The 19,219-nt window shown below is 59.0% G+C and carries 20 protein-coding genes and 4 pseudogenes; 13 read left to right on the top strand and 11 right to left on the bottom strand.

All coding sequences use genetic code 11. The features are described 5' to 3' along the window. Nucleotides 1-90: 90 nt before the first annotated feature. The gene (locus tag BN903_RS00190; protein WP_006630628.1) at nucleotides 91-519 is read right to left on the bottom strand and encodes a CopG family ribbon-helix-helix protein; all 429 of its coding nucleotides are present in this window, start codon (nucleotides 517-519) and stop codon (nucleotides 91-93) included. A gap of 105 nt (nucleotides 520-624) precedes the next feature. On the opposite strand from BN903_RS00190, the gene BN903_RS00185 reads away from it, so the two are divergent. Then, a complete protein-coding gene (locus BN903_RS00185) occupies nucleotides 625-1,425 on the top strand; it encodes a sulfite exporter TauE/SafE family protein (protein WP_048075801.1) in 801 nt (266 codons plus the stop codon). A 681-nt stretch (nucleotides 1,426-2,106) separates the two neighbouring features. Then, a pseudogene (locus BN903_RS17770) lies at nucleotides 2,107-2,499 on the top strand (hypothetical protein); the annotation flags it as partial. Nucleotides 2,500-2,574: 75 nt separating this feature from the next. On the opposite strand, the gene BN903_RS00175 reads toward BN903_RS17770, so the two are convergent. Beyond that, entirely contained in the window at nucleotides 2,575-3,489 is a 915-nt protein-coding gene (locus BN903_RS00175) for a hypothetical protein (RefSeq protein ID WP_048075800.1), read from the bottom strand. A 273-nt stretch (nucleotides 3,490-3,762) separates the two neighbouring features. Between BN903_RS00175 and BN903_RS00170 the strand changes: the two genes are divergently transcribed. Continuing rightward, nucleotides 3,763-4,317, top strand: coding sequence for a hypothetical protein (locus BN903_RS00170; protein WP_048075799.1), 555 nt, complete (start codon nucleotides 3,763-3,765; stop codon nucleotides 4,315-4,317). 193 nt (nucleotides 4,318-4,510) lie between these two features. Further along, a pseudogene (locus BN903_RS15320) lies at nucleotides 4,511-4,888 on the top strand (integrase core domain-containing protein); the annotation flags it as partial. A 50-nt stretch (nucleotides 4,889-4,938) separates the two neighbouring features. Here the strand turns inward: BN903_RS15320 and BN903_RS16180 are convergent. Then, complete coding sequence (locus BN903_RS16180) at nucleotides 4,939-5,319, bottom strand: hypothetical protein (protein WP_154017948.1); 381 nt, start codon at nucleotides 5,317-5,319, stop codon at nucleotides 4,939-4,941. 359 nt (nucleotides 5,320-5,678) lie between these two features. After that, on the bottom strand, nucleotides 5,679-6,104 hold the full coding sequence (locus BN903_RS00165; protein WP_048075798.1) for a universal stress protein: 426 nt from the start codon (nucleotides 6,102-6,104) through the stop codon (nucleotides 5,679-5,681). 161 nt (nucleotides 6,105-6,265) lie between these two features. Between BN903_RS00165 and BN903_RS18505 the strand changes: the two are divergent. Next, nucleotides 6,266-6,454, top strand: a pseudogene (locus tag BN903_RS18505) (site-specific integrase); the annotation flags it as partial. Nucleotides 6,455-6,940: 486 nt separating this feature from the next. Then, nucleotides 6,941-7,426 carry a hypothetical protein gene (locus BN903_RS00160; protein WP_048075797.1) on the top strand — a complete coding sequence of 162 codons (486 nt, stop codon included), beginning with the start codon at nucleotides 6,941-6,943 and terminating at the stop codon, nucleotides 7,424-7,426. 873 nt (nucleotides 7,427-8,299) lie between these two features. On the opposite strand, the gene BN903_RS00155 is transcribed toward BN903_RS00160, so the two are convergent. Both BN903_RS00155 and BN903_RS00150 read right to left on the bottom strand, forming a co-directional pair. Next, entirely contained in the window at nucleotides 8,300-8,872 is a 573-nt protein-coding gene (locus BN903_RS00155) for a DsrE/DsrF/DrsH-like family protein (RefSeq protein ID WP_048075796.1), read from the bottom strand. 2 nt (nucleotides 8,873-8,874) lie between these two features. Further along, nucleotides 8,875-9,120: a sulfurtransferase TusA family protein gene (locus tag BN903_RS00150; RefSeq protein ID WP_048075795.1), complete on the bottom strand. Its 246-nt coding sequence runs from the start codon at nucleotides 9,118-9,120 to the stop codon at nucleotides 8,875-8,877. A gap of 247 nt (nucleotides 9,121-9,367) precedes the next feature. On the opposite strand from BN903_RS00150, the gene BN903_RS00145 reads away from it, so the two are divergent. The 3 genes and pseudogenes from BN903_RS00145 to BN903_RS00135 all read left to right on the top strand — a co-directional run bounded on the left by BN903_RS00145 (nucleotide 9,368) and on the right by BN903_RS00135 (nucleotide 11,627). After that, nucleotides 9,368-10,561, top strand: a complete 1,194-nt coding sequence (locus tag BN903_RS00145) for an MBL fold metallo-hydrolase (RefSeq protein WP_048075794.1) — start codon at nucleotides 9,368-9,370, stop codon at nucleotides 10,559-10,561. A gap of 8 nt (nucleotides 10,562-10,569) precedes the next feature. Next, nucleotides 10,570-11,127, top strand: a complete 558-nt coding sequence (locus BN903_RS00140; RefSeq protein ID WP_048075793.1) for a YeeE/YedE family protein — start codon at nucleotides 10,570-10,572, stop codon at nucleotides 11,125-11,127. 40 nt (nucleotides 11,128-11,167) lie between these two features. Continuing rightward, a pseudogene (locus BN903_RS00135) lies at nucleotides 11,168-11,627 on the top strand (YeeE/YedE family protein). A gap of 395 nt (nucleotides 11,628-12,022) precedes the next feature. Here BN903_RS00135 and BN903_RS00130 read toward each other — a convergent pair. Then, the gene (locus tag BN903_RS00130) at nucleotides 12,023-12,322 is read right to left on the bottom strand and encodes a hypothetical protein (protein ID WP_048075792.1); all 300 of its coding nucleotides are present in this window, start codon (nucleotides 12,320-12,322) and stop codon (nucleotides 12,023-12,025) included. Nucleotides 12,323-12,615: 293 nt separating this feature from the next. On the opposite strand from BN903_RS00130, the gene BN903_RS00125 reads away from it, so the two are divergent. The 4 genes from BN903_RS00125 (at nucleotide 12,616) to BN903_RS00110 (ending at nucleotide 15,537) form a co-directional block, all read left to right on the top strand. Beyond that, complete coding sequence (locus BN903_RS00125) at nucleotides 12,616-13,413, top strand: universal stress protein (protein ID WP_048076136.1); 798 nt, start codon at nucleotides 12,616-12,618, stop codon at nucleotides 13,411-13,413. An 87-nt stretch (nucleotides 13,414-13,500) separates the two neighbouring features. Next, entirely contained in the window at nucleotides 13,501-13,908 is a 408-nt protein-coding gene (locus BN903_RS00120; RefSeq protein ID WP_048075791.1) for a helix-turn-helix domain-containing protein, read from the top strand. 393 nt (nucleotides 13,909-14,301) lie between these two features. Then, on the top strand, nucleotides 14,302-14,496 hold the full coding sequence (locus BN903_RS00115; protein WP_048075790.1) for a hypothetical protein: 195 nt from the start codon (nucleotides 14,302-14,304) through the stop codon (nucleotides 14,494-14,496). Continuing rightward, entirely contained in the window at nucleotides 14,497-15,537 is a 1,041-nt protein-coding gene (locus BN903_RS00110; protein WP_048075789.1) for a sulfite exporter TauE/SafE family protein, read from the top strand. 397 nt (nucleotides 15,538-15,934) lie between these two features. Here the strand turns inward: BN903_RS00110 and BN903_RS18500 are convergent, their stop codons facing one another. The 4 genes from BN903_RS18500 to BN903_RS00095 all read right to left on the bottom strand — a co-directional run. After that, on the bottom strand, nucleotides 15,935-16,108 hold the full coding sequence (locus BN903_RS18500; RefSeq protein WP_195155656.1) for a TrmO family methyltransferase: 174 nt from the start codon (nucleotides 16,106-16,108) through the stop codon (nucleotides 15,935-15,937). A 288-nt stretch (nucleotides 16,109-16,396) separates the two neighbouring features. Then, complete coding sequence (locus tag BN903_RS00105) at nucleotides 16,397-17,281, bottom strand: IS1595 family transposase (RefSeq protein WP_048075788.1); 885 nt, start codon at nucleotides 17,279-17,281, stop codon at nucleotides 16,397-16,399. 66 nt (nucleotides 17,282-17,347) lie between these two features. Beyond that, entirely contained in the window at nucleotides 17,348-18,472 is a 1,125-nt protein-coding gene (locus BN903_RS00100; RefSeq protein ID WP_228840970.1) for an ABC transporter permease, read from the bottom strand. Further along, the coding region (locus tag BN903_RS00095; protein ID WP_048075787.1) for an ABC transporter ATP-binding protein at nucleotides 18,469-19,219 on the bottom strand (751 nt) is incomplete at its 5' end. The genes BN903_RS00095 and BN903_RS00100, both read right to left, overlap by 4 nt.

The following is a 19,219-nucleotide window of genomic DNA, read 5'->3' as shown; positions in this document are numbered from 1 at the left end:
TGTGATTTGAGAAGATATAGTTAACATATTAGATACTCTTGACGTAGGAGTTGCTAGAGAGACATAATTTCCGCGAGAAGTGCGGAAGAATTAATTTATGTCTGCCAGCGGGCCGAAGTCGTCTACCGGCGATACAGAGTAGTCGATCGTGATCGTATCTTGTGTCGCTCGAATCTTTCCGACGAACGTCGAAATGTCTTCGAGTGATCCTTCTAATACGAACAGTTCCATACAGTGGTGACCCCCCACGTGACTGTGGAAGTTCGAGGCGACGATGTCTTCGTGTTCGTGACGGAGATGCATCATTTTCTCCTCAACGCTTGTCGTCTCGTAATCGAAAAGCACTGTGACAACACCCATCAAGTCGCGACCTTCGAGCTTCTTGTCCTCGAACTCGCCGAGCAAATTCCGGCTCCCCTCACGGACCACTTCGCTGCGACCGGTATACCCGTGGTCATCTGCGAATTGGTCGATCCGCTCAAGCAACTCTTCCGGCATTGAAACGCTGACGACGCTCATGTAACAATATAGCGCCAGTCATTTATTAAAGATTGTTGTTTGTGCTGTCCTGCTTGTAGAGAGATACACCAGACGACACAAGCCGATGCGCGACTGAGAGAGAGTATGCTCGAATCGCTGTTCCGGATCGACGTCGCGCTGTTCGTCCTCATCGGCGTCCTCGGCGGCGCACACTGTATCGGAATGTGTGGTCCACTCGTCACGATGTATTCGAAGCAGATGACGCCGCAGCCGGACGGCGGAACCGCGACAGTTGACGACGGACGGGCCGGGCATCTCACAACCTACGAAGTTCGACAGCACTTTTTGTTCAACGTCGGACGGGCGACGACGTACGCGGTTCTCGGGGCCGCCTTCGGTGCGCTCGGGAGCGTCGTGTTCGTCACCACCGACCAGCTGACACCGGTCGCTGACGTCCTGCGCGGTACCGTTGGCCTCGCGGTGGGCGGGTTCATCGTGGCGACAGGGGTTCGGTACGTTATCGGGGGAAGCGGCGGCGATATTCGCATACCGGGCGTACAGCGCGTAACGTCGTGGCTCGCAGCGAGAGTTCACCGCCACGTGAACAGCCCGAGTATCGTCGGCCTCGGCGCTGTTCACGCGTTTCTCCCCTGCCCGATGCTGTATCCCGCGTACCTGTTTGCCTTTGCGAGCGGCTCCCCAACGACCGGCGGGATCGCTCTCGGCGCTCTCGGCGTCGGGACGATCCCGGCCGTCTTCCTCTACGGAACTGTCATCCAGTCGATCGACGTCGCGCACCGACGTCGCGTCCATCGTCTGCTCGGTGTCGTGTTCGTCGTGTTGGGGTACGTCCTGTTCGCACACGGACTGATGGCGCTCGGTATCCGCATCCCCCACCCGATGTTCCCGCACTACCAGCCGCTCGGGGGCGCAATGGGGCACTAACCGAGCACTAGAAACTTTTGGCCAGCCCGAGATAGGCAACGGGCTACTTGTGCGGCTAGGCTTCGGAAAACGACGTAGCTGGATTCTCAGAACTCACGACCTGTCACGCGGTAGCTGCTCGTTCGAGGTCGGCAGCGAGCCGTTCAATGTCAGTTCGCGGCCCCCCATGGGTACGCCCGCTCAATGAACCCTCCTTATTAGCAAGGATGATGACGCCATAGGGTGGAACCGATGTGGATACCGAAGTAACTCGGGACGCACTGGCGTGGGTTGACGAGAGCGAGACAGTGTTACTCGCCGCCCCGGCGCCAGAAATCGATATCACCCATTTGATCACCAATCGCTACTCGTAATTGAACCGGAGGAGAGATGTCTCCCGCAAGTGATTGATCGAACTGGCTCTGTTGGAATCCAATTCTCCAGACATATCATCGGCTGAAACAGCCGGTCGGATAAAACTGCGAAGACGACACAGAACGCCTGTATTGAGAGCAGCCGGACCCCGACTGACCAGTTCAGTCTCCTCGTGACGTCTCAGTTTGACCCAAACAGCGCCCGGGTCAGTGTACCACCGTAGGCGAGCCGTGAACCCATCCACAGTACACCGAGCGTGATGCCCACTGCCAAGAGGTAGGGAATCGGCTTTGGGAGGGGGCCGCTTGCTATGCGAGCGAGCCGGTCCGCGAGACGGGCGAGAGCCCGGCGCCGAAGCGATGCCGCGAGAGCGTCTACACCTCGCTCGTCAAGACGCACCTCCCGAAGCTGAAAGATCTCGGCGTCGTTGAGTACGACCGCGAGACGCAGACGATCGAGCTGTCGCGACACGCACGCGATATCTCCTTATATACGGAGATCGTCGCGACGGGCGGCGTCACGTGGTCGGAACTGTATCGGGCGCTTGGGGTCGTCTCGCTGACCGTCCTGCTCGCGGCGCTGCTCAACGTGCCCGGCGTCTCCGCGGTCGATCCGATCCTGTGGACGAGTCTCTTTCTGGCGTCGTTCGCCGTCGCAGGCGCGTATCAGCTGTGGCTCAACCGCTTTTCGGTGGCTCGGCAGCTTCGCGCGCTTCGGTAAGACAGTGATAAACAAAAACGACGACCGACGATGTCATCCTCTGATCCCGGATCCCGCCCTGATTGTCTCCGACACTCACGCCGACTCCGCCGCGACCGACGGCGGCAGATCCATCTCGAACAGGCGCTCGTTGCAGGCCGTACACCGACCAGCGACCACGTCGTAGCGCGTACAGCAGGACTCGACGACGCGCTCTTCGAGCGCGACCGCGCCCTCGCAGGCGGGACACTCCTCGACGAACAGCCGAATCGCCCCGAGCACGCCGCTGCGAGCCGCGAGCTGGAGGTCGTTCCAGTCGTCCAGTTCGTCGGCCAACGCCCGGTCGGCGGCGATGTCCGCGAGGAACGCGGCACGAGACTCCCAGTGCCCGATCCGCTCGCCGTCGGCGCGGGCGAAAGCGGCGCCATCTCGCCAGTCGATAGCGAGCAGCTCAGCGTCGATGTCGGTGAGCGCGGCGAGCGCGGCGATGTCCGGATCGGGTCCGTCGGTGGCTTCGTCGGCCTCGCGCGACGGGCCGTCATCGTCGCTGTCTCCCGCTCGCAACGCGGCGAGCTCTGACCGCCACGCCGACGCGAACCACGGCGCGAACGCGAGATCGACACCGTCCGGTGTGTCGACGAGCACCGACGACGACAGCAGGTACGACTCGGCGTCGAGCGCTGTCGGCGGCGACGAAGCGCGGCCCTTTCCAAACAGCCGCAACACGCGCTCGGGGAGGTACCGCTTCGTGAGTTCGGGGGTACCGGGAACGAGGTAGCCGCGCAGCCAGATCGCCGCGAGGGAGGCAACGAAGGCGAAGACGCCGAGTTCGACGGCGACGACGACGCCGACCGCGACGGCGAGGACGCCGGCGATGCCGACATTGACTGCCGTACAGGGAAGACACCGGTTCTCACCCGTGTACTCCGGGCTTCGGAATCGGTTGAGGCCGGTGCGGTTCGGCGACGCGGATCGGGAAGCGCCGTGAGACGTGTCGTGTGACGTAGTCATACCCGGTAGTAGGGCGGAACGGTCGTATGTATGACCGGCCTACCGATGGCAGCGACGGAGCGACCAGTGCGCTGTCGGCGAAGACGCAGTCGGGTTGTGGCAGTTGCGACGGCCAGCCGGCACGCGGGCTAGTGTGTCCTGAGATGATACTCGATCCCGAGCAGATTTGCCGGCAAACGCCCGGTCCGGAACGGTAATGGGTCCGAAACAGTCACAGAAACAGATATGTATCTCGGTACCAATCTGTATGAAGATACGTTTCGTGATCTAACAATGACACCTCACCTCATTACCAAAGGGGCGGCGACGAGCGATGACGACGGCCCCTCCCGCGACGAGGTGTTCACAGCGCTGAGCAATCGGCGACGGCGGAACATAATCAGGTATCTGAAACAACACGACGGCGACGACGCGAAGGTCAGAGACATCGCCGAGCAGCTGGCGGCGTGGGAGAACGACCTCGAAATCCATGAGGTGACGTACAAGCAGCGCAAGCGCGTCTACACGGCGCTCCACCAGTCGCATCTGCCGAAGCTCGCCGAGGGAGAGTTCATCGACTACGAGTCGGACCGCGGGCTCGTCTCACTGACGGAGGAGAGCAAGCAGCTGGAGGTGTATCTGGAGGTCGTCGAGGAGAACGAGATCCTCTGGAGCGAGTACTACGTCGGGCTCGCGACCGTCTGCGGGCTGCTCGCCGGCGCGGCATGGATCGGGACGGTTCCGTTCGCGGGCGTTTCCGGCTACGCGTACGCGATGCTGTTTGCGCTCCTCTTTGGCGCGTCGGGGGTCGTTCACCGGATGATAACGCAACAGAATCGAGTGGGGTAGCACGGCGCGGTCAACACACACGCCTCGGACCGCTTCGGACCTCGTCGTCGACCCGCCGGAATACATCCCGTACGTCGCCACAAAACTGGGCTATATAGACGACGAAGCGCTCTGCGATGACGTTCACAACCTACTGAAGGAGGCCGAACTGGACGGTTCCTCAAGCCCGCCCTCTGAGGTTGCCGCCTGTTTCTATGCCGCAATAGACATCGAGATAAAATTCATTCTCGATGTCCAGCTGTTTGGACGACATGGCACAGATCCAGCGGCTGCGTTCCTCGCTGGTCTCCGTGAGAAACACGATCTCTCTGATGCCACGTTTCTCGTCGATAAGTTCGGCTACCGGACTGCCCTCTTTCGATTAGACTTGAACGGTCAGGTTGACTATACTGACCGAAACCTCATCGAAAAGTGGATTCATACGCTTAAGATGCGAATTGACCGTTTTCATCATTCGTGGGTGGGCAGTCGGGCAAGCGTCCGCGAATGGCTTGAACAGTTCGTACGCTATTATAACCACCAACGACCGCATCAGTCACTCAACAATCGAACGCCAGCAGAGGAGGTGTAAACTAGACAGTGCCCAACTAGCCGTCTATTCAGAGACCAAACACCGGCTTCTCAGTCGTGGGTAACCGACTGGTCGTGTCCATCTTCGCTCACTGTCTGTTCGGCTTTGAGTTGTCGCACCTCTCGTTCGATATCGGGATCAGTTAGCTCAGCCAGAGCGATCGTCACAGTCTCACCCTCATCATTCGGGCTATTCTCAAGATCGTCTGTATGTGAATGTTGATCGACAGAAGAGTTGGGGGTACCGCTAAGACGCGAGTCAATCCATCGAACGAGCGCATATGTAGTTGCGCCGGCACCGACTGCAACGCCCGCATAAGCGATCAGCAGGGCTTCCGCACCGAACCGAGCTTCAAGTACCGGTCCCGCAAGCCACACAAATAAACAGACCCCAACAGAGAACCCAATTGCGAGAGGAATAGCCTGGCCCATGGTAGTATACACACAACGAACCGTCAAAACTGCTTCTGTGTTGGTAGAATACTAGCCGTTGCTTCAGAACCACTGTACGAGATACGCGCCCTACATCTTACACGGTGCTCCAAACATCATCTCAAGCTGGTAGGACTTACAGCGGTCAATTCGCACTCTGAGTAACAAGGTTGGTTCAGCAGATTGGGAACAACGCTCTTGTGGCGTAGATTGTTGGTTGAGAGCTGTCTTGCGATTTTCGAGATTCTATTCCCTTGACCCAGCCTACTAGAACGGACATAAATCCGGATAAATCGTGCTTTCTTGGAACCGATCGGAACTGACGAACTCTCACTAACAATCCTCTACCCAAGAGCGTTCTACATTTCCTGATTTGGAAAGACCATTACTGGCACATCCGATTCCCGGATGAGCTGGCCGCCGGGATCGCCGGAGATTGTTCGACTCCAAGTATCAATGTCTCTCGGTGTGAAGGCGACGAGTGTTGCCTCTGTCATTTCAACCCCATCGATGATAGCCTCCGCGACCTCCCGTGCTTCAAGTGTTGCCCATTCGAACTGGAGATCCCTACGGTATAATATGTCCGAGAATGTCTCATAAGTCGCTCCCGCAAACTGATCACGCCCCCTTTTTACTGACGTTTCGTCGGTTTCACCTTGTACAACATGTGTCACAATGAGCGTCGTATCCGGATCAAGGTGAGGTCGAAGCGCACGGGCCGTTGCCTCGGCGTCTTCGGGATCAGCGATCGGAACCAGTATTCGCTCAAATAGGTCTTTTTCCATGAACAAATAACTTATCACACGGGTTTAGCAAAAATATAGCGGTGACTTGCGCGTGATCGACATACGATTGAACCGCGTCCTCGTCCACGCATAAGGAAGTATTCACCGAGTTATCATATTAAAGTGAGGTGAGAGTTACTGCCAGTCAGTTATATAGCGATCTCCACGAACTCTGTGAGATAGCGGGAATTCCTGTTGAAAATCGCCAGATGAGCTGGTACACGATCCGACATTCTGTTGGGACGTACCTGACTTGGGAGAAAGATTTGGCGTCGGCAAAGGCACAACTCCGTCATAAGAGTCCAAAGACGACAATACGATACGGCCAAACACCAGTAGAAGACCGTTGAGACGCACTGAACAGGATGGGATAGTAGCTGTTCAAATATTTATACTTTTGTGGCGTAGATTGTTGGTGGTGAGCTGTCTTGCGGTTTTACAAACTCGGCTCTTTTGAGCTTCCCCTCCAGAACGGTGGTGAACACAGCTGAACCGTGGTTTCTTGCAGCCCGCCTGAATTAACGAGTCCTCACCAACAATCCTCTACGCAAGAGCGTTGAGGCGCGGGCTGAATGGGAAAATGGGTATATTGACCACAACGGGTGATCGAACTGCTGCGTTCGCGGATAGTTTAATTCTGGTATTTCACGTCTCTCAAAAGCCGAACCACACTTCGAACTCAATTAGACAAATGCTCTCTCGTGTCGCCTATGACAACCGTTCTATGACACCCTCGGATGGTGAAAAGCTCACAGCTTCAGTTGAGAAGAATCTACCATGGTCGATCAGGAGATAGAAGTGTTTTACGCGCTGAAATCGTAATTATTAGGTACGCGATGGCAACCTCAGAAAACGAATCAAAAGATACGATAACCGCGTATCAAGAGCGGTTGGACGCACTTGATGCGACACTGGCATCAAAAATGGACCGTTGGAGCGTCCCAGCGTTGCGAGCCGCTGTCGGAGCAGTGTTCATCTGGTTCGGCGCACTCAAAGTACTCGGAGTCTCGCCGGCTGGCGACCTCGTCGCTTCAACGGTGTACATCCTTCCGCCTGAGTTTTTTGTCCCGGTACTCGGCGTGTGGGAAATGGTCATCGGGGTCTGTCTGCTCTATCCACCGCTTACTCGTGCCGGATTACTATTGCTGGCACTCCAACTCCCGGGGACGTTCCTTCCGATGGTACTTCTCCCAGAAGTCGTCTATACCACGTTCCCGTACGGATTAACCGTTGAGGGCCAGTATATCGTAAAGAACCTGGTAATCATTGCCGGCGCACTCGTTCTGGGGAGTACCGTCAGGGACGGATCTGCGTCGGCGTGAGTCAGACAATTAATTGCTTTTGCTGAGCGACGGACTTTGAGCCGGAGGCGATGAAGCCGAGATATTTTGCTTTTCTCTCAGAGGAACCTCGATCGTCGACAAGGCAGTCCAAGTCGTCTTGATTCTCATGTGATGGAGCGAGGCGCTATCTCGTGGTTTTCAGGGCTACAACCAGAGATGTGAGTAAACATTTCTGGAGATTAGGCTTTGTTGAAATGCTCATCAGTTGATAGGCTCATACGCTTAATCGCTCAATACAGATGAAGCGCAACTTGTTCAGTTCAGAGAGATATTCAGCATGGGATAGACAGACGAAAGGAACATCCGAAGTGCGATTTACCACCTTGTGTTCGCCGCTGGCGTTCTTGCGGCTCTTGGTGTAGCAGTCACTCAAGTAGTACAGCTGACGCTCATCGAGTCCAAAGTAGTGAACACAGGTATAGAGGGCCTTTTTGTCGGGATGGTCGTCTACCTTGATCTCAAAACTCTCGAACTCTCTGTGAATCCACAGTAGTTTTCACTGGGTATGCTGGTTCGGGCCACTCGCACTATTCAGCGACCAGTTGTTTCAAGCGAGTATATATCTAAAAAATAGGATTTAAACAGAGCCGACCAGTTCTAAACAAGATCTCGTCTTGGATTTGCTTCAAATTGCTAGATGGCAACCGAACTTCCCGGTAACTCAATCCGACCCGCTGGAGTCCGACTGGAGGCTAACCGAACCACCGGTTCCAACGGTCGTCATCGCTGGACGTTCGGTGGCGGTGTGGCAGCCACACTTGCGGTCAGAAGGAGAAATGTGGGGACCATCGGCGGCGGAGCGAACCTCCGGCGGTCGATATCAGTGGGGGGAGCGCGTCGGACTGACGACGCTCAGACAAGAAGCTGAATGTCGGCGTCAGCCATGTCCTGAAGCGCTGTCGCGGCGCCGACGCCGGTGGTGACGCCGTCGTAGAAGTCGTCTTCGTCGTAGTCCATGAGGTCGATGGTCATCTGGCAGGCCTGGAACTCGACACCCATGTCGAGGCTCGTCTCGAGCAGTTCCTCGATGCTCGCGGTGTCGTTGTCCGCGATCCGCCGCTCCATCATTTTCGTCGTCACGCGGTCCATGCCGGGGAGCGCCCCGACCGCGTTCGGAACCGGCATGTTGGGGTTGCCGACCGAGCTCAGCTTGAGGTTCTTCGAGCGCTCCTCGTGGAGGATGTCCAACCCCCAGAACGTGTGGAAGACGGTCACCTCGTAGCCGAACGCGGCGGCAGTGCTGGCGAGGATGAGCGGCGGGTACGCCATGTCAAGCGTCCCCTTCGTCGCGATGATGCTCATCTTCTTGGCGTCGTCCTCGGTCGTGGCGTCGGCAAGCGCCGCCTCGAGTTCGTCGACGCGCGCGGCCAGTTCCGCGCGCGAGGGGCCCCCGTCGGACGGGACATCAGGTGTGTCCGTGCTCATCGTTACTCTGTCTTGCGCACGTAGTGTCTGTACACGTCGTCGCCCGCCTCTTGATTGACGAGTTCGACGCCGGTAGTGCCGGCCGCCCAGCCGTCGAGGTCGCTCATGCTGCCGGAGTCTGTCGCCACCACTTCGAGGACATCGCCGACCGCGAGGTCGTCGATGGCTCCCTTCGTCTTCACCACAGGCATGGGACACGATGCGCCTTTTACGTCGAGCGTCTCCGCGATGTCGTATTGGGAACTCATTGGTTATCTGCTCCGGTGGTCTATATTGGAGCTAACGCACAATACCCTGTGCCGAAATAAAAAATTGTCGGTTCTTGTGTTTATGACAAACTACTCTCAGACCGGGTTCTCCCACATACCCGGCAAAAACGTTGTTTTTGGGATTCTTCACTATGAAGTGCTTCTTCAGCTACCACAGTATTGCTTAGTAGAGGAAATACTATGAAAATACTTTTGTGCGTCAGGCCGGTAGATGTAGTTGTCCGATATGAACGCTGATGACTTCCCGACCCCCGACGCCGAGGTGGCGTCGGTCGAGCCCGAAACGCTGAAAGACCGAATCGACGCCGGCAACGACGTGACACTTCTCGACACGCGGATGAGCTCCGACTACGAGGAGTGGCGCATCGACGGCGAGAACGTCACGTCGATCAACGTCCCGTACTTCGAGTTCCTCGAAGACGATATCGACGACGACGTCCTCGACCGCATTCCCGACGACCGCGAAGTGACCGTCCTGTGCGCGAAGGGCGGCGCCAGCGAGTACGTCGCGGGTACGCTCGTCGAGCGCGGATACGAAGTCGATCACCTCGAAGACGGGATGAACGGCTGGGCGAGTATCTACGAGACCGTCGAGGTCAGCGGCTATGACGGCGCCGGCACGCTCCTCCAGTACCAGCGCCCCTCGTCGGGGTGTCTCGGCTACCTCCTCTACGACGACGGCGAGGCCGCAATCGTCGATCCGCTGCGGGCGTTCACCGACCGCTACCTCGACGACGCCGACGAGCTCGGTGTCGACCTGAAGTACGCGCTGGATACCCACGTCCACGCCGACCACATCTCGGGCGTGCGTGACCTCGACACGGCGGGCGTCGAGGGCGTTATCCCCGAGGCGGCCGTCGACCGCGGCGTCACGTACGCCGATGACCTGACGAACGCCGCCGACGGCGACACCTTCGAGATCGGCGACGCGACCATCGAGACCGTTCACACGCCTGGCCACACGACGGGGATGACCTCCTACCTCGTCGACGGGAGTCTGCTCGCGACCGGTGACGGACTGTTCGTCGAGAGCGTCGCCCGCCCCGACCTTGAGGAGGGCGACGAGGGTGCGCCCGACGCCGCACGCATGCTGTACGAATCGCTCCAAGAGCGCGTCCTGACGCTGCCTGACGACACGCTGATCGGCGGTGCACACTTCAGCGACGCCGCGGAGACGGCAGCTGACGGGACCTATACCGCGACGATCGGCGAACTCGTCGACGAGATGGATGCGCTCACGACCGACGAGGACGATTTCGTCGACCTGATCCTCTCGGATATGCCGCCGCGGCCCGCCAACTACGAGGACATTATCGCGACGAACCTCGGACAGAACGTCGTCGACGACGAGGAAGCGTTCACGCTCGAACTCGGGCCCAACAACTGCGCGGCGAGCCAGGAGTCGCTCGCGGGTGACTAACGGCCCCGATGGCGACTTCACTTGTGCTGCTTCAGTCGGTCGCCGAGCTGTTCCCCAACGGGATCAGCCGGTACGCAGTCGGCGGGTTGCTCGTCGGACTCGGCACCGTCGTTATCTACGTCGGCACGGGCATCCCGGCGGGGGCGAGTACGTTCCTCGAGTCGACGCTGTCGTACGTGTCCGGCCAGTCGCGGTTCCAGCAGTACGTCGCCTCACGGGACTGGCGAGTCGTGTTCACGGCCGGGATCATCCTCGGTGCGCTCGCGTTCGCCGCGACGGTCCAGTCCGGCGTGGTCACGACCTCGCTGTACGAACCCGGGACGACCGGTCAGCTCTACGAAGTCGCCGGCGTGACGCTGTGGTCGACCGATGTCCAGCCGTGGCGGCTGTTCTTCGGCGGCATCCTCGTCGGAATCGGGACCCGCGTCGGGAAGGGGTGTACGTCCGGCCACGGTGTTTGCGGCGTCGGATCGGCGTCGAAGACGTCGCTGGTCGGCGTCGCGACGTTCCTGACCGTGGCGATCGGGACCGCGCAGGTCGTCGCCGCGCTGGGGGTGAGCCCGTAATGCGCGAGGCGCGAACGGGAGCGATCGGAGGGAGCGACGCGTGAGTGATCGCCATCCCCTCTTCAAGCCGCTGGTGTTCGTCGGTGGTCTGATATTCGGGTTCGGGCTCGGGTTCAGCCACATGGCGCGGCCGGAAGTCGTGGTGAACTTCCTCCTGTTCGAGGATCTCGGCCTCCCGTTCGGTCATGTTCGGGGCAGCGATCGTCTCCGGGATCGCGTTCGCGCTCCTCCCCCGGATTCGAGATACCGCGCCGCTCACCGGCACCCCCTACGAGCGGCGGCTGAAGCCGTTCGACCGGAACGTCCTCGTCGGCGGTGCCGTCTTCGGCGTCGGCTGGGGCCTCTCCGGCATCTGTCCGGGCGCCGCGTACGCCAGCCTCGGCGTCGGGAACATCACGATCCTGTGGGCGCTCGGCGGGATGTTCCTCGGCGCGTACGCCCAGGGCTACTGGCGGAGCCGGAGTCAGACCCGCGACGCCGCGCCGGCGAGCGCCGACTGACATCTCCCGTTTCGGACGGAACGCGCTCCAACCGCCCTCTTCGCCGTCGTGACGCTCGCCAGCCAGTTCGTGACATAATAATCCCAAAAACGGGTGCGATGAAGATGATACGCCATTTGTGTCTGATTTGGAGGTGTCTAACGGAGCCGAATGAGCACAACCGCCCGGCGGCAGGAGTCGGTACCCGCTACTCGGCGGAGAGAGACAGCCCCGGACGAACCGTTCTGTGACTCTCAGGCGCGACACTGAGATCACGAGTGGAATCGTCGCCTCCGGAGAAAACGTTCGGGTACGAGAACCGGGATTGGACTCCTACGCGGAGTGGATGACCGACCCGATCAAAAGATTCGTGTCGGGGGGAGACCGCCGAATCCACCGTCGTCTCGCCGGAGTGATTACGTTGAGCTTTCGGTGGACCCCTCGTCCGATGCACCGTCCTCGGGCGAGTCGGACTTCGTCTCTTGTGGGCTATCCAAGAGGAGGGTCGTACCGCCAGCAGCGACCATACCAACACCGACGGCCCGGAGCTGACGGACGTACGCCGGGTTTGCTTCAAGATCAGAGGCGTTATCGAAGTTCTTCCCGATCATCTTCTTTGCCAGCTTGACGCTTAGTTGGGGGAAAACCGCGGTTACGACCCCTTGTAACAGCACGAAGCCGGCACCGAATACACGCCGTTTTTCACAGCTCATTATACACTGTTGTACGATCTATTCAGGTATAAGTATTGTTAATATAGTTCAATACTGAGATGTTCGGACCCCTCAGTTCTCCGTTCCTCGCCACTGCGAATGAAACTGTACGGATTCCTCTTACCGATCAGTGGGGTGCTGTCGTATCTGTCGGAGACAGGGCTGGGATTTATATCCGCCGCGATGGTATTGTAGGTAGTGGAAAATATCAACTGGTGCCGTGACACGACGAGGTGTCATCGGTGACCGCGAAGTCGGCAGTGCTGGCGACGGATCTCTCGACGGCGAGCCAGACGATGATCGAATCAGAGACTGGGCTGCGCTGTCTCAGTCAGATCGGCGTCAAGCAGATCCACTTGGTGACGGTCGTTCCTTCGAGTGTTCACTCGGGGATGCCCGGAATCAACTTCGAAAAGCGGCGCAAGCGCGCGCTAGGTCGCTATCAGTCACAGATAGAGGACGCCGGTTTCGGCGCTGAGACGCACGTCGTTCGAGGAACGCCACACCGTCGAATAAACGGAATCGCCAGCACAGTCGGTGCGGACCTGATCCTTATTGGGTCACGAGGCGAGAGTCCGCTCGAGAACAGGGTGATCGGATCCACGGCGCGGAATCTCGCTCGAACGGCGGTAGTCCCACTGCTCGTTGACCGCATCGAGCGTGGTACTGACACACCGGGGACGGTACGCCGGCATCTGTTCAAGCGGACGCTGTTCGCGACGGATTTCTCGGAGAACGCGGAGCACGCCTTCAATACGTTCGAGTATCTCCGTCACGCGACCGAAGAGGTCACGCTGGTACACGTTCGGTCCCCGAAAGACGACACCGGTGACCATGCCGAGGTTGAGTCACGTATGCAACCGCTTGTTGAGCGGCTCGGAGAGTGGGAGTTAGACGCGAAGACCGATATTCGACGCGGTGACCCGACCAAAGAGATCCTCCGAGCCGAGCGTGAACACGAACCGAGCACGATTCTCCTCGGCTCGCGCGGGCGGAGTCGCTTGCGGCGGCTTCTCATCGGGGACGTCTCAGAGGATATCGTTGCCAAGGCGAGCGGGAATGTCTTTTTAGTTCCACAGCAACGGTCACCATGATATTAGACCGCGCATCGTTTGCTTGGGTAGAATTGTGTATTCTACACAAGAAATTTACAACGGCCACCCGTACTATTAAGTAGTAACATGCCAGGTTCAGTGTCCAAACAACTTCGAAGCGACATGGAGTGTGAAGGGTTACTGGAGTGTTTCCACGGTCACAAACCGCTGGACCGGATATGCTTCGAGGTACTCGTTGAGAGTGAGGAGCCACTTACAGTAGACGAGATTGGAGAAGCGACCGACCGCGAGCGATCCACGGCGTATCGCGCTGTCCAGCGGCTCCTCCAGTCCGGACTGATCAGCAAAGAACAGGTCAATTATGACCAAGGCGGTTACTACCACGTGTACCAGCCGACCGATCCAGAGCAAGTCGCCGACGAGATGCAGCGGATGCTGAACGATTGGTATGCGAAGATGGGACAGTTAATTCAGGAGTTTGAGAACAAGTATAACGATACTGACCCGTCTGAACCCAATACGGCGCCGAACTGAGAGCAGTATCGCAACTCATCTGCGTGTGCCGTATGTTTGACGGTAAGAGGTGGGCGATCACTCACTAACCCTTCCACATTTATTCTGACCGTCTGTTTACATATACTTCGCTATAACCTCCCGGTTTAGCGGTCGTTTTATCCAGTTTTCACCGTTCTGACCACGAGAAGTAGCCCACTCTGTTATCGATACGGAGAGGACTCAAAGAGATTCGACAGCAACGACGGGGATAGTGGTTAACAGGGAGCAGGCATATATTTTTATAACTTATTGCTAACCTCTCTATCGTGCCTCGTTCACCACAAGAATATAGTATTGTGTAGTTAACCCAAAACTGTTATATCGACACACCGGCTACGTCCAATTATATGGTCGACATCAATCGCGCGCTTCATGCCGGAACCCGCGAACACGGCCACGGTGGTATCAGATGACGGGAACAGAGATTCTCGTCGGTTCCCCCCGTCACTCCAAGCGCTCGCAGTAATAGCGATAGTCCTCCTCGAAGCGGTTCTTCTCTACGTCGGCTACGGCACTGTCGAGGACGCCGTTGGAGCGATCGTCCTTGACCGTCTCGCGGAGACGTAGATGTTCGAGATAGTTCCCGGCTTCGAGCTGTTGGGACTCAGCGGAGAGCTCCTCGCTCTGTTCGTCGCGTTCGGATTCATGGTTGGCGTGTTCTTCGGCTTTTTCGGGATGGGGGGATCGTTCCTCGTCACGCCTGCACTGCTGATACTCGGCTACCCAGCTCCAGTTGCGATCGGTAGCTCAATGACGTTCGTCTTCGGGACGGCCGTTATTGCGACGATGAAACATCATGACGCCGGGCAAGTAGATTACAAGCTCGGCGCGCTGATGTTCGTCGGCATTGCTGCCGGTATCGAACTCGGGAGCCGGCTCGTGTTTGGGCTTGAGGTTCTCGGGATCGCGAACGTTGTCGTCGGTGTCGCGTACGTCCTCCTGCTAGCCGCGATTGGGGTGTTGTTTACGCGGAGTGCGCTGGACAACGACCAAGACGCCGGTACTACCGCTGACGAGCCTACCGACGGTGGCGCCGACGACGAGGTGCCTGAGATCGCACAAAAAATCAAATCATACGACATCCCGCCAATGATGACTCTCGCGGACGGGAGCAAGGCGTCGCTATGGACGATCTCCGGAGTCGGAGGTGGAGTCGGGCTCGTCTCCGGATTCCTGGGCGTCGGTGGGGGATTCGTCCGGATGCCCGCGATCTATTACGTGATCGGCACGTCGTTGGCAGCTGCGGTCGGAACGAGCCTCTTCGGTGGCCTGCTGTCTGGAGCCGTCGGCGCATTCACGTACGGGCGTGCGGGCGTGATAGATCTCGGGATCGTCACTGCGCTCCTCGTCGGCAGCGCGCTCGGCGCACGGATCGGGTCGAGTGCGACTGCGTACGTAGATGAGGATGACGTGACTATCTACTTCGGGATCATGCTGCTCGTCGCCAGCTTGGCGGTCGGGCTGGGCGAGCTCGCGGAGTGGCTCTCGATGCCGATACTCGATCAGCTCAGTTTCGTGCTCCTGATCGGATCTGCGTTGTTCGTCTGTCTAATGATCCTGTACCACGGCACACTGGCGGTACGTCGTACCCGCAACGTCCCGACATAAGCGGCTGGCTGACGGCCGTATGAATGAGATTCACTTGTAAACGTGTCTAAGCCCGTACGTTGTCGCAGGTTTTCGCTTGGAGTTGGGTTTTAATTGTCTTTGGGTCTGGTAAAATTCTATTAATCTGATATATTTTTGCCTGAAAAAGCCGGTTGATGAGGGCTACAGACCTACCGGCTGGTTCAGTAGTAGGTGCGTGAATCGAACAGACCAACGGTGCTGAACTCCTCGTTTGTATTCAGTAAGGCTGCTGATACCCATCGATAGACGAAGATTTCTACAAAGCTGGCAGATGGTAAGCGACGGCGTCCAATTAGTTCTTGAATCAGGGAACAGACCCGTCAGAGAAACCGTTTGTCGACGTGTTCCGATCGGACCGTCGGCTCCGACGTGTCTCTTACCCAGCCTCCGTTCCGGACGAGACGTCGAATTCCGGAACAAACACTTTGATCTCCAGCAACGGTTCCGTCGACGATGTCAATACTCTCACCGTGAGTTCGTGTCTCTCAATGGACTCAACCAGAACCACCGAGAGCCCGATCAGGTTCGGATGTTGCGGGGCCCGCGTCAAAAAAACGCCGCGTTGCTGGTCGCAGAGAAACGACTCGACGCTCAGTGAAGTGTCGCCGTTAGTGAGTGGGTAGTCGACGGGGTCTCGATTCTATCGAACGGAACGACAGGCTGAATCGCCCCGCCGGGTGCGCTCTCCTCTATCGCGATCCCGGTTCAGCTTCGCAGCGCTTCTACCGGGCGCTCGTTTGCCGCCTTCCATGCAGGGTACGCTCCGCTGACGATTCCTACGCCAACGCCGAATCCGAGCGCCAATAGGAGATCGCTCTTGTGTAGCACATTGTTGATTTCAGAGAGTGGCTTTGACGGCATGTTTGAGCGCTTCTCGTCCAGGTTTGCGGTAGAGTTCTCGTCTGAGTTGGAACGCTCTGAAGTACTGTGTGAGACGATCTTTTGAGATGCCTCGATGCGGCGAGAGCCACCGTCGCGCCAGCGACGCGTGGCTCTCGCACGTGTTCACGTGAACCGTGTCATCGGCGTACTCTCCGTCTCCGTGAACGACGTATTCGCGGTCGAATTTCTCGTCTTCCTCAAGCGGATCGTACGCGCAAAATCCGTCGGTATAGACCGGGAGAGGCTCCTGCTGGCGGTCCGCCAGCAGGAGCCGGATCGTCGATTCGTCTGCGGATTTTGCCGGTACGATGTACCGCTGCTCGGTGCCGCGATCCACGAGGACGAACACAGGTGGTTTGTCCTGTTCATACGTCCCGCGCCCGCGTCGAGAGAGGCCGCGAGAGCGCGACCAGCGGTCGCGCTCGCGGCCTTTCAGGCCGGCAGAGACGTAGAATTCGTCAATTTCGACCGGACCACGGAGATCGAGTGACGGCGCGTCGAGCGCTTCGGCGAAGCGCTCGACACGCCTGTGGATCGTTTTGTAGGTAACTTCGATTTCGCACTGTAACTGCCTGATACTCGTGTTAAACCGCAAAAACGCGTAGATCGAGAACAACCATTTACGGAGCGCGATCTTCGAATGAGCGAAGATCGTGCCGGTCTTATCGTTGAACGTGCGGTCGCAATCCTTACAGAGATACCGCTGAAAGTGCCCGTAGCTGCCGTTTCTGACCGTTCGGTCAGAACGGCAGCGAGGACAGGAAACGCCGTCACGCCAGCGAACCTGTTGGAGCAGGTCCGCTGCGACCGATTCCGACCCAAACGCATCTAGCGGAATCATCCGTGTCGGACACCGCTGACGCGGTGTCCTTGTCCTCTTCGACTCGACAGCCACAGCTCAGCAGTATCAACAATCTCCTACAGAAGAGCGTAGGAGATAGTAGCCGTTCGTCGGATCGATAACTAGACTGGTGTCTACCGCTGGCGTCGCGGCTACGAGCCCCGCGACGAGCACCACAGTCAGCGCGGTCCCCGCTGCCGCGCCCGCGGCACCGATCAGGCCAGCCTCTGCTAACAACACGCGTAATACGTCTCGGCGGGTCACCCCCACCGCGCGCATCACACCAATCTCTTGTCTGCGCTCGACCGTACTCATTAACATGACATTGAGGATCGAGACGCCGGCGACCACGAGCGAGATGCCGCCGAGCCCGAGCAGGAACGTACTCAGGAGGTCGAAGAAGCCGTTAATCTCGTCGACGATCGCCGCCAGTTCAAACAGGTCGACTCGTTCCTCGCGGGCATTCACGTTCTCACGGATCGCGTCCGCGGCGGCCTGTGCTGTCTCACCGGACTCCGAGATGACAAGGGCTTGCGCGTAGCCGTCAGCGGCGAACGCTGACTCCGGGAGGAAGACGGCGTCGTCGGGCGCAACCGGGCTGAATGTCTGCGTCTCGGCGAGCACGGCAACGACGCGCTGCTGTGACCCTGCGATCCCCACGGTGTCGCCCACCCCAATACCAAGATCCTCGGCAACGCCTGCGCCGATGATCGCGCCCTGCCGGTGGCGGTCCGGGAGCCTCCCTTCGGCGGATTCAAACGCGAGCCCCGGCTCCTCGACCCCGTAGATTGTCGCAAAGGTCTGTGAGCTCGGACCCTCAACGATCCCGTTATCGGAGTACAGCGGGACGACTGCCGGATCCCCGACCGCCGGGTCATCAACGGCGCGCCGAATCCCCGCAACGTCGGTCGCAGAAAGTGACTCTACCCCCGCGTCGGCGTTTGGCGAGACCACCACCTGTGTGCCAATATCGCCGATAGCGTCGGCGGCACCGAGCGCGAGCACGTTCCCGAAAATACCCAGCGCCGCGACCGCAAGCACACCGATAGAGACGCCGAGTACCGCGAGGACCGTTCGCACGCGATTTCGACGGAGGTTCCGTCCGGCCATCGAAACGGCCGGCCGCCAGCCGCGAAGTCGGCCGGTGGCTCCGCCCCCGCTTTTGATCTCTCCTGTGTTGCTGCCGCTCATCGTTCCCCTGGTGCGAGCGCGGCGCCTGGGTTCCGGTCCGACGAGAAACCCTCCGACGGGTCCGTCTCGTCCGCGATGCCGCCGCTCAGTATCCCGTCCCTGAGCTCAACGACCCGGTCCGCGTACTCCTCGACGAGCGGGTCGTGCGTGACGGCGATGACGGCGACGCCCTCCTCTTTCACGCGCTCGAACTCCGCGAGGATCGATTCGCCGGTCTCCGTGTCAAGGTTCCCGGTCGGCTCGTCCGCGAGCAGCACCGCCGGCTCGTTGATGAGCGACCCGGCGATAGCGACCCGCTGTTTCTGCCCGCCGGACAGTTCCGTCGGCTCGTGATCGAGTCGGTCGCCGAGCCCGAACCGCGAGAGGAGGTCAGCGGCGCGGTCGCTCTCGTCGCCCGGATTGAACGCGGTCGGGAGCGCAACGTTCTCGACCGACGTCAGCGTCGGGAGGAGGTGGAAGTCCTGGAAGACGAACCCGATCGACTCCTTCCGGGCCGCGGTGCGTTCGCCCACCGTGAGTTCGGTCACGTCGGTTCCGTCAAGCAACCGCCGACCGCCGGTCGGGTCGTCGAGCAGCCCCAACACGTTCAGCAGCGTCGACTTCCCGGAGCCGCTCGGCCCGACCACCGCGACGAACTCGCCGGGCCGGGCCGCGAAGTCGACGTCGTCGAGCGCGACGACCGGATCCCCGCCGCCGCTCGGGTATCGTTTCACGACACCGCGGAGGGCGACGCCGTAGTCGTCGCGC

The sequence above is a fragment of the Halorubrum sp. AJ67 genome, assembly GCF_000513435.1.
The sequence above is the reverse complement of the archived record's forward strand: the minus strand, read 5'-3'. Positions and strand labels throughout refer to the sequence as shown.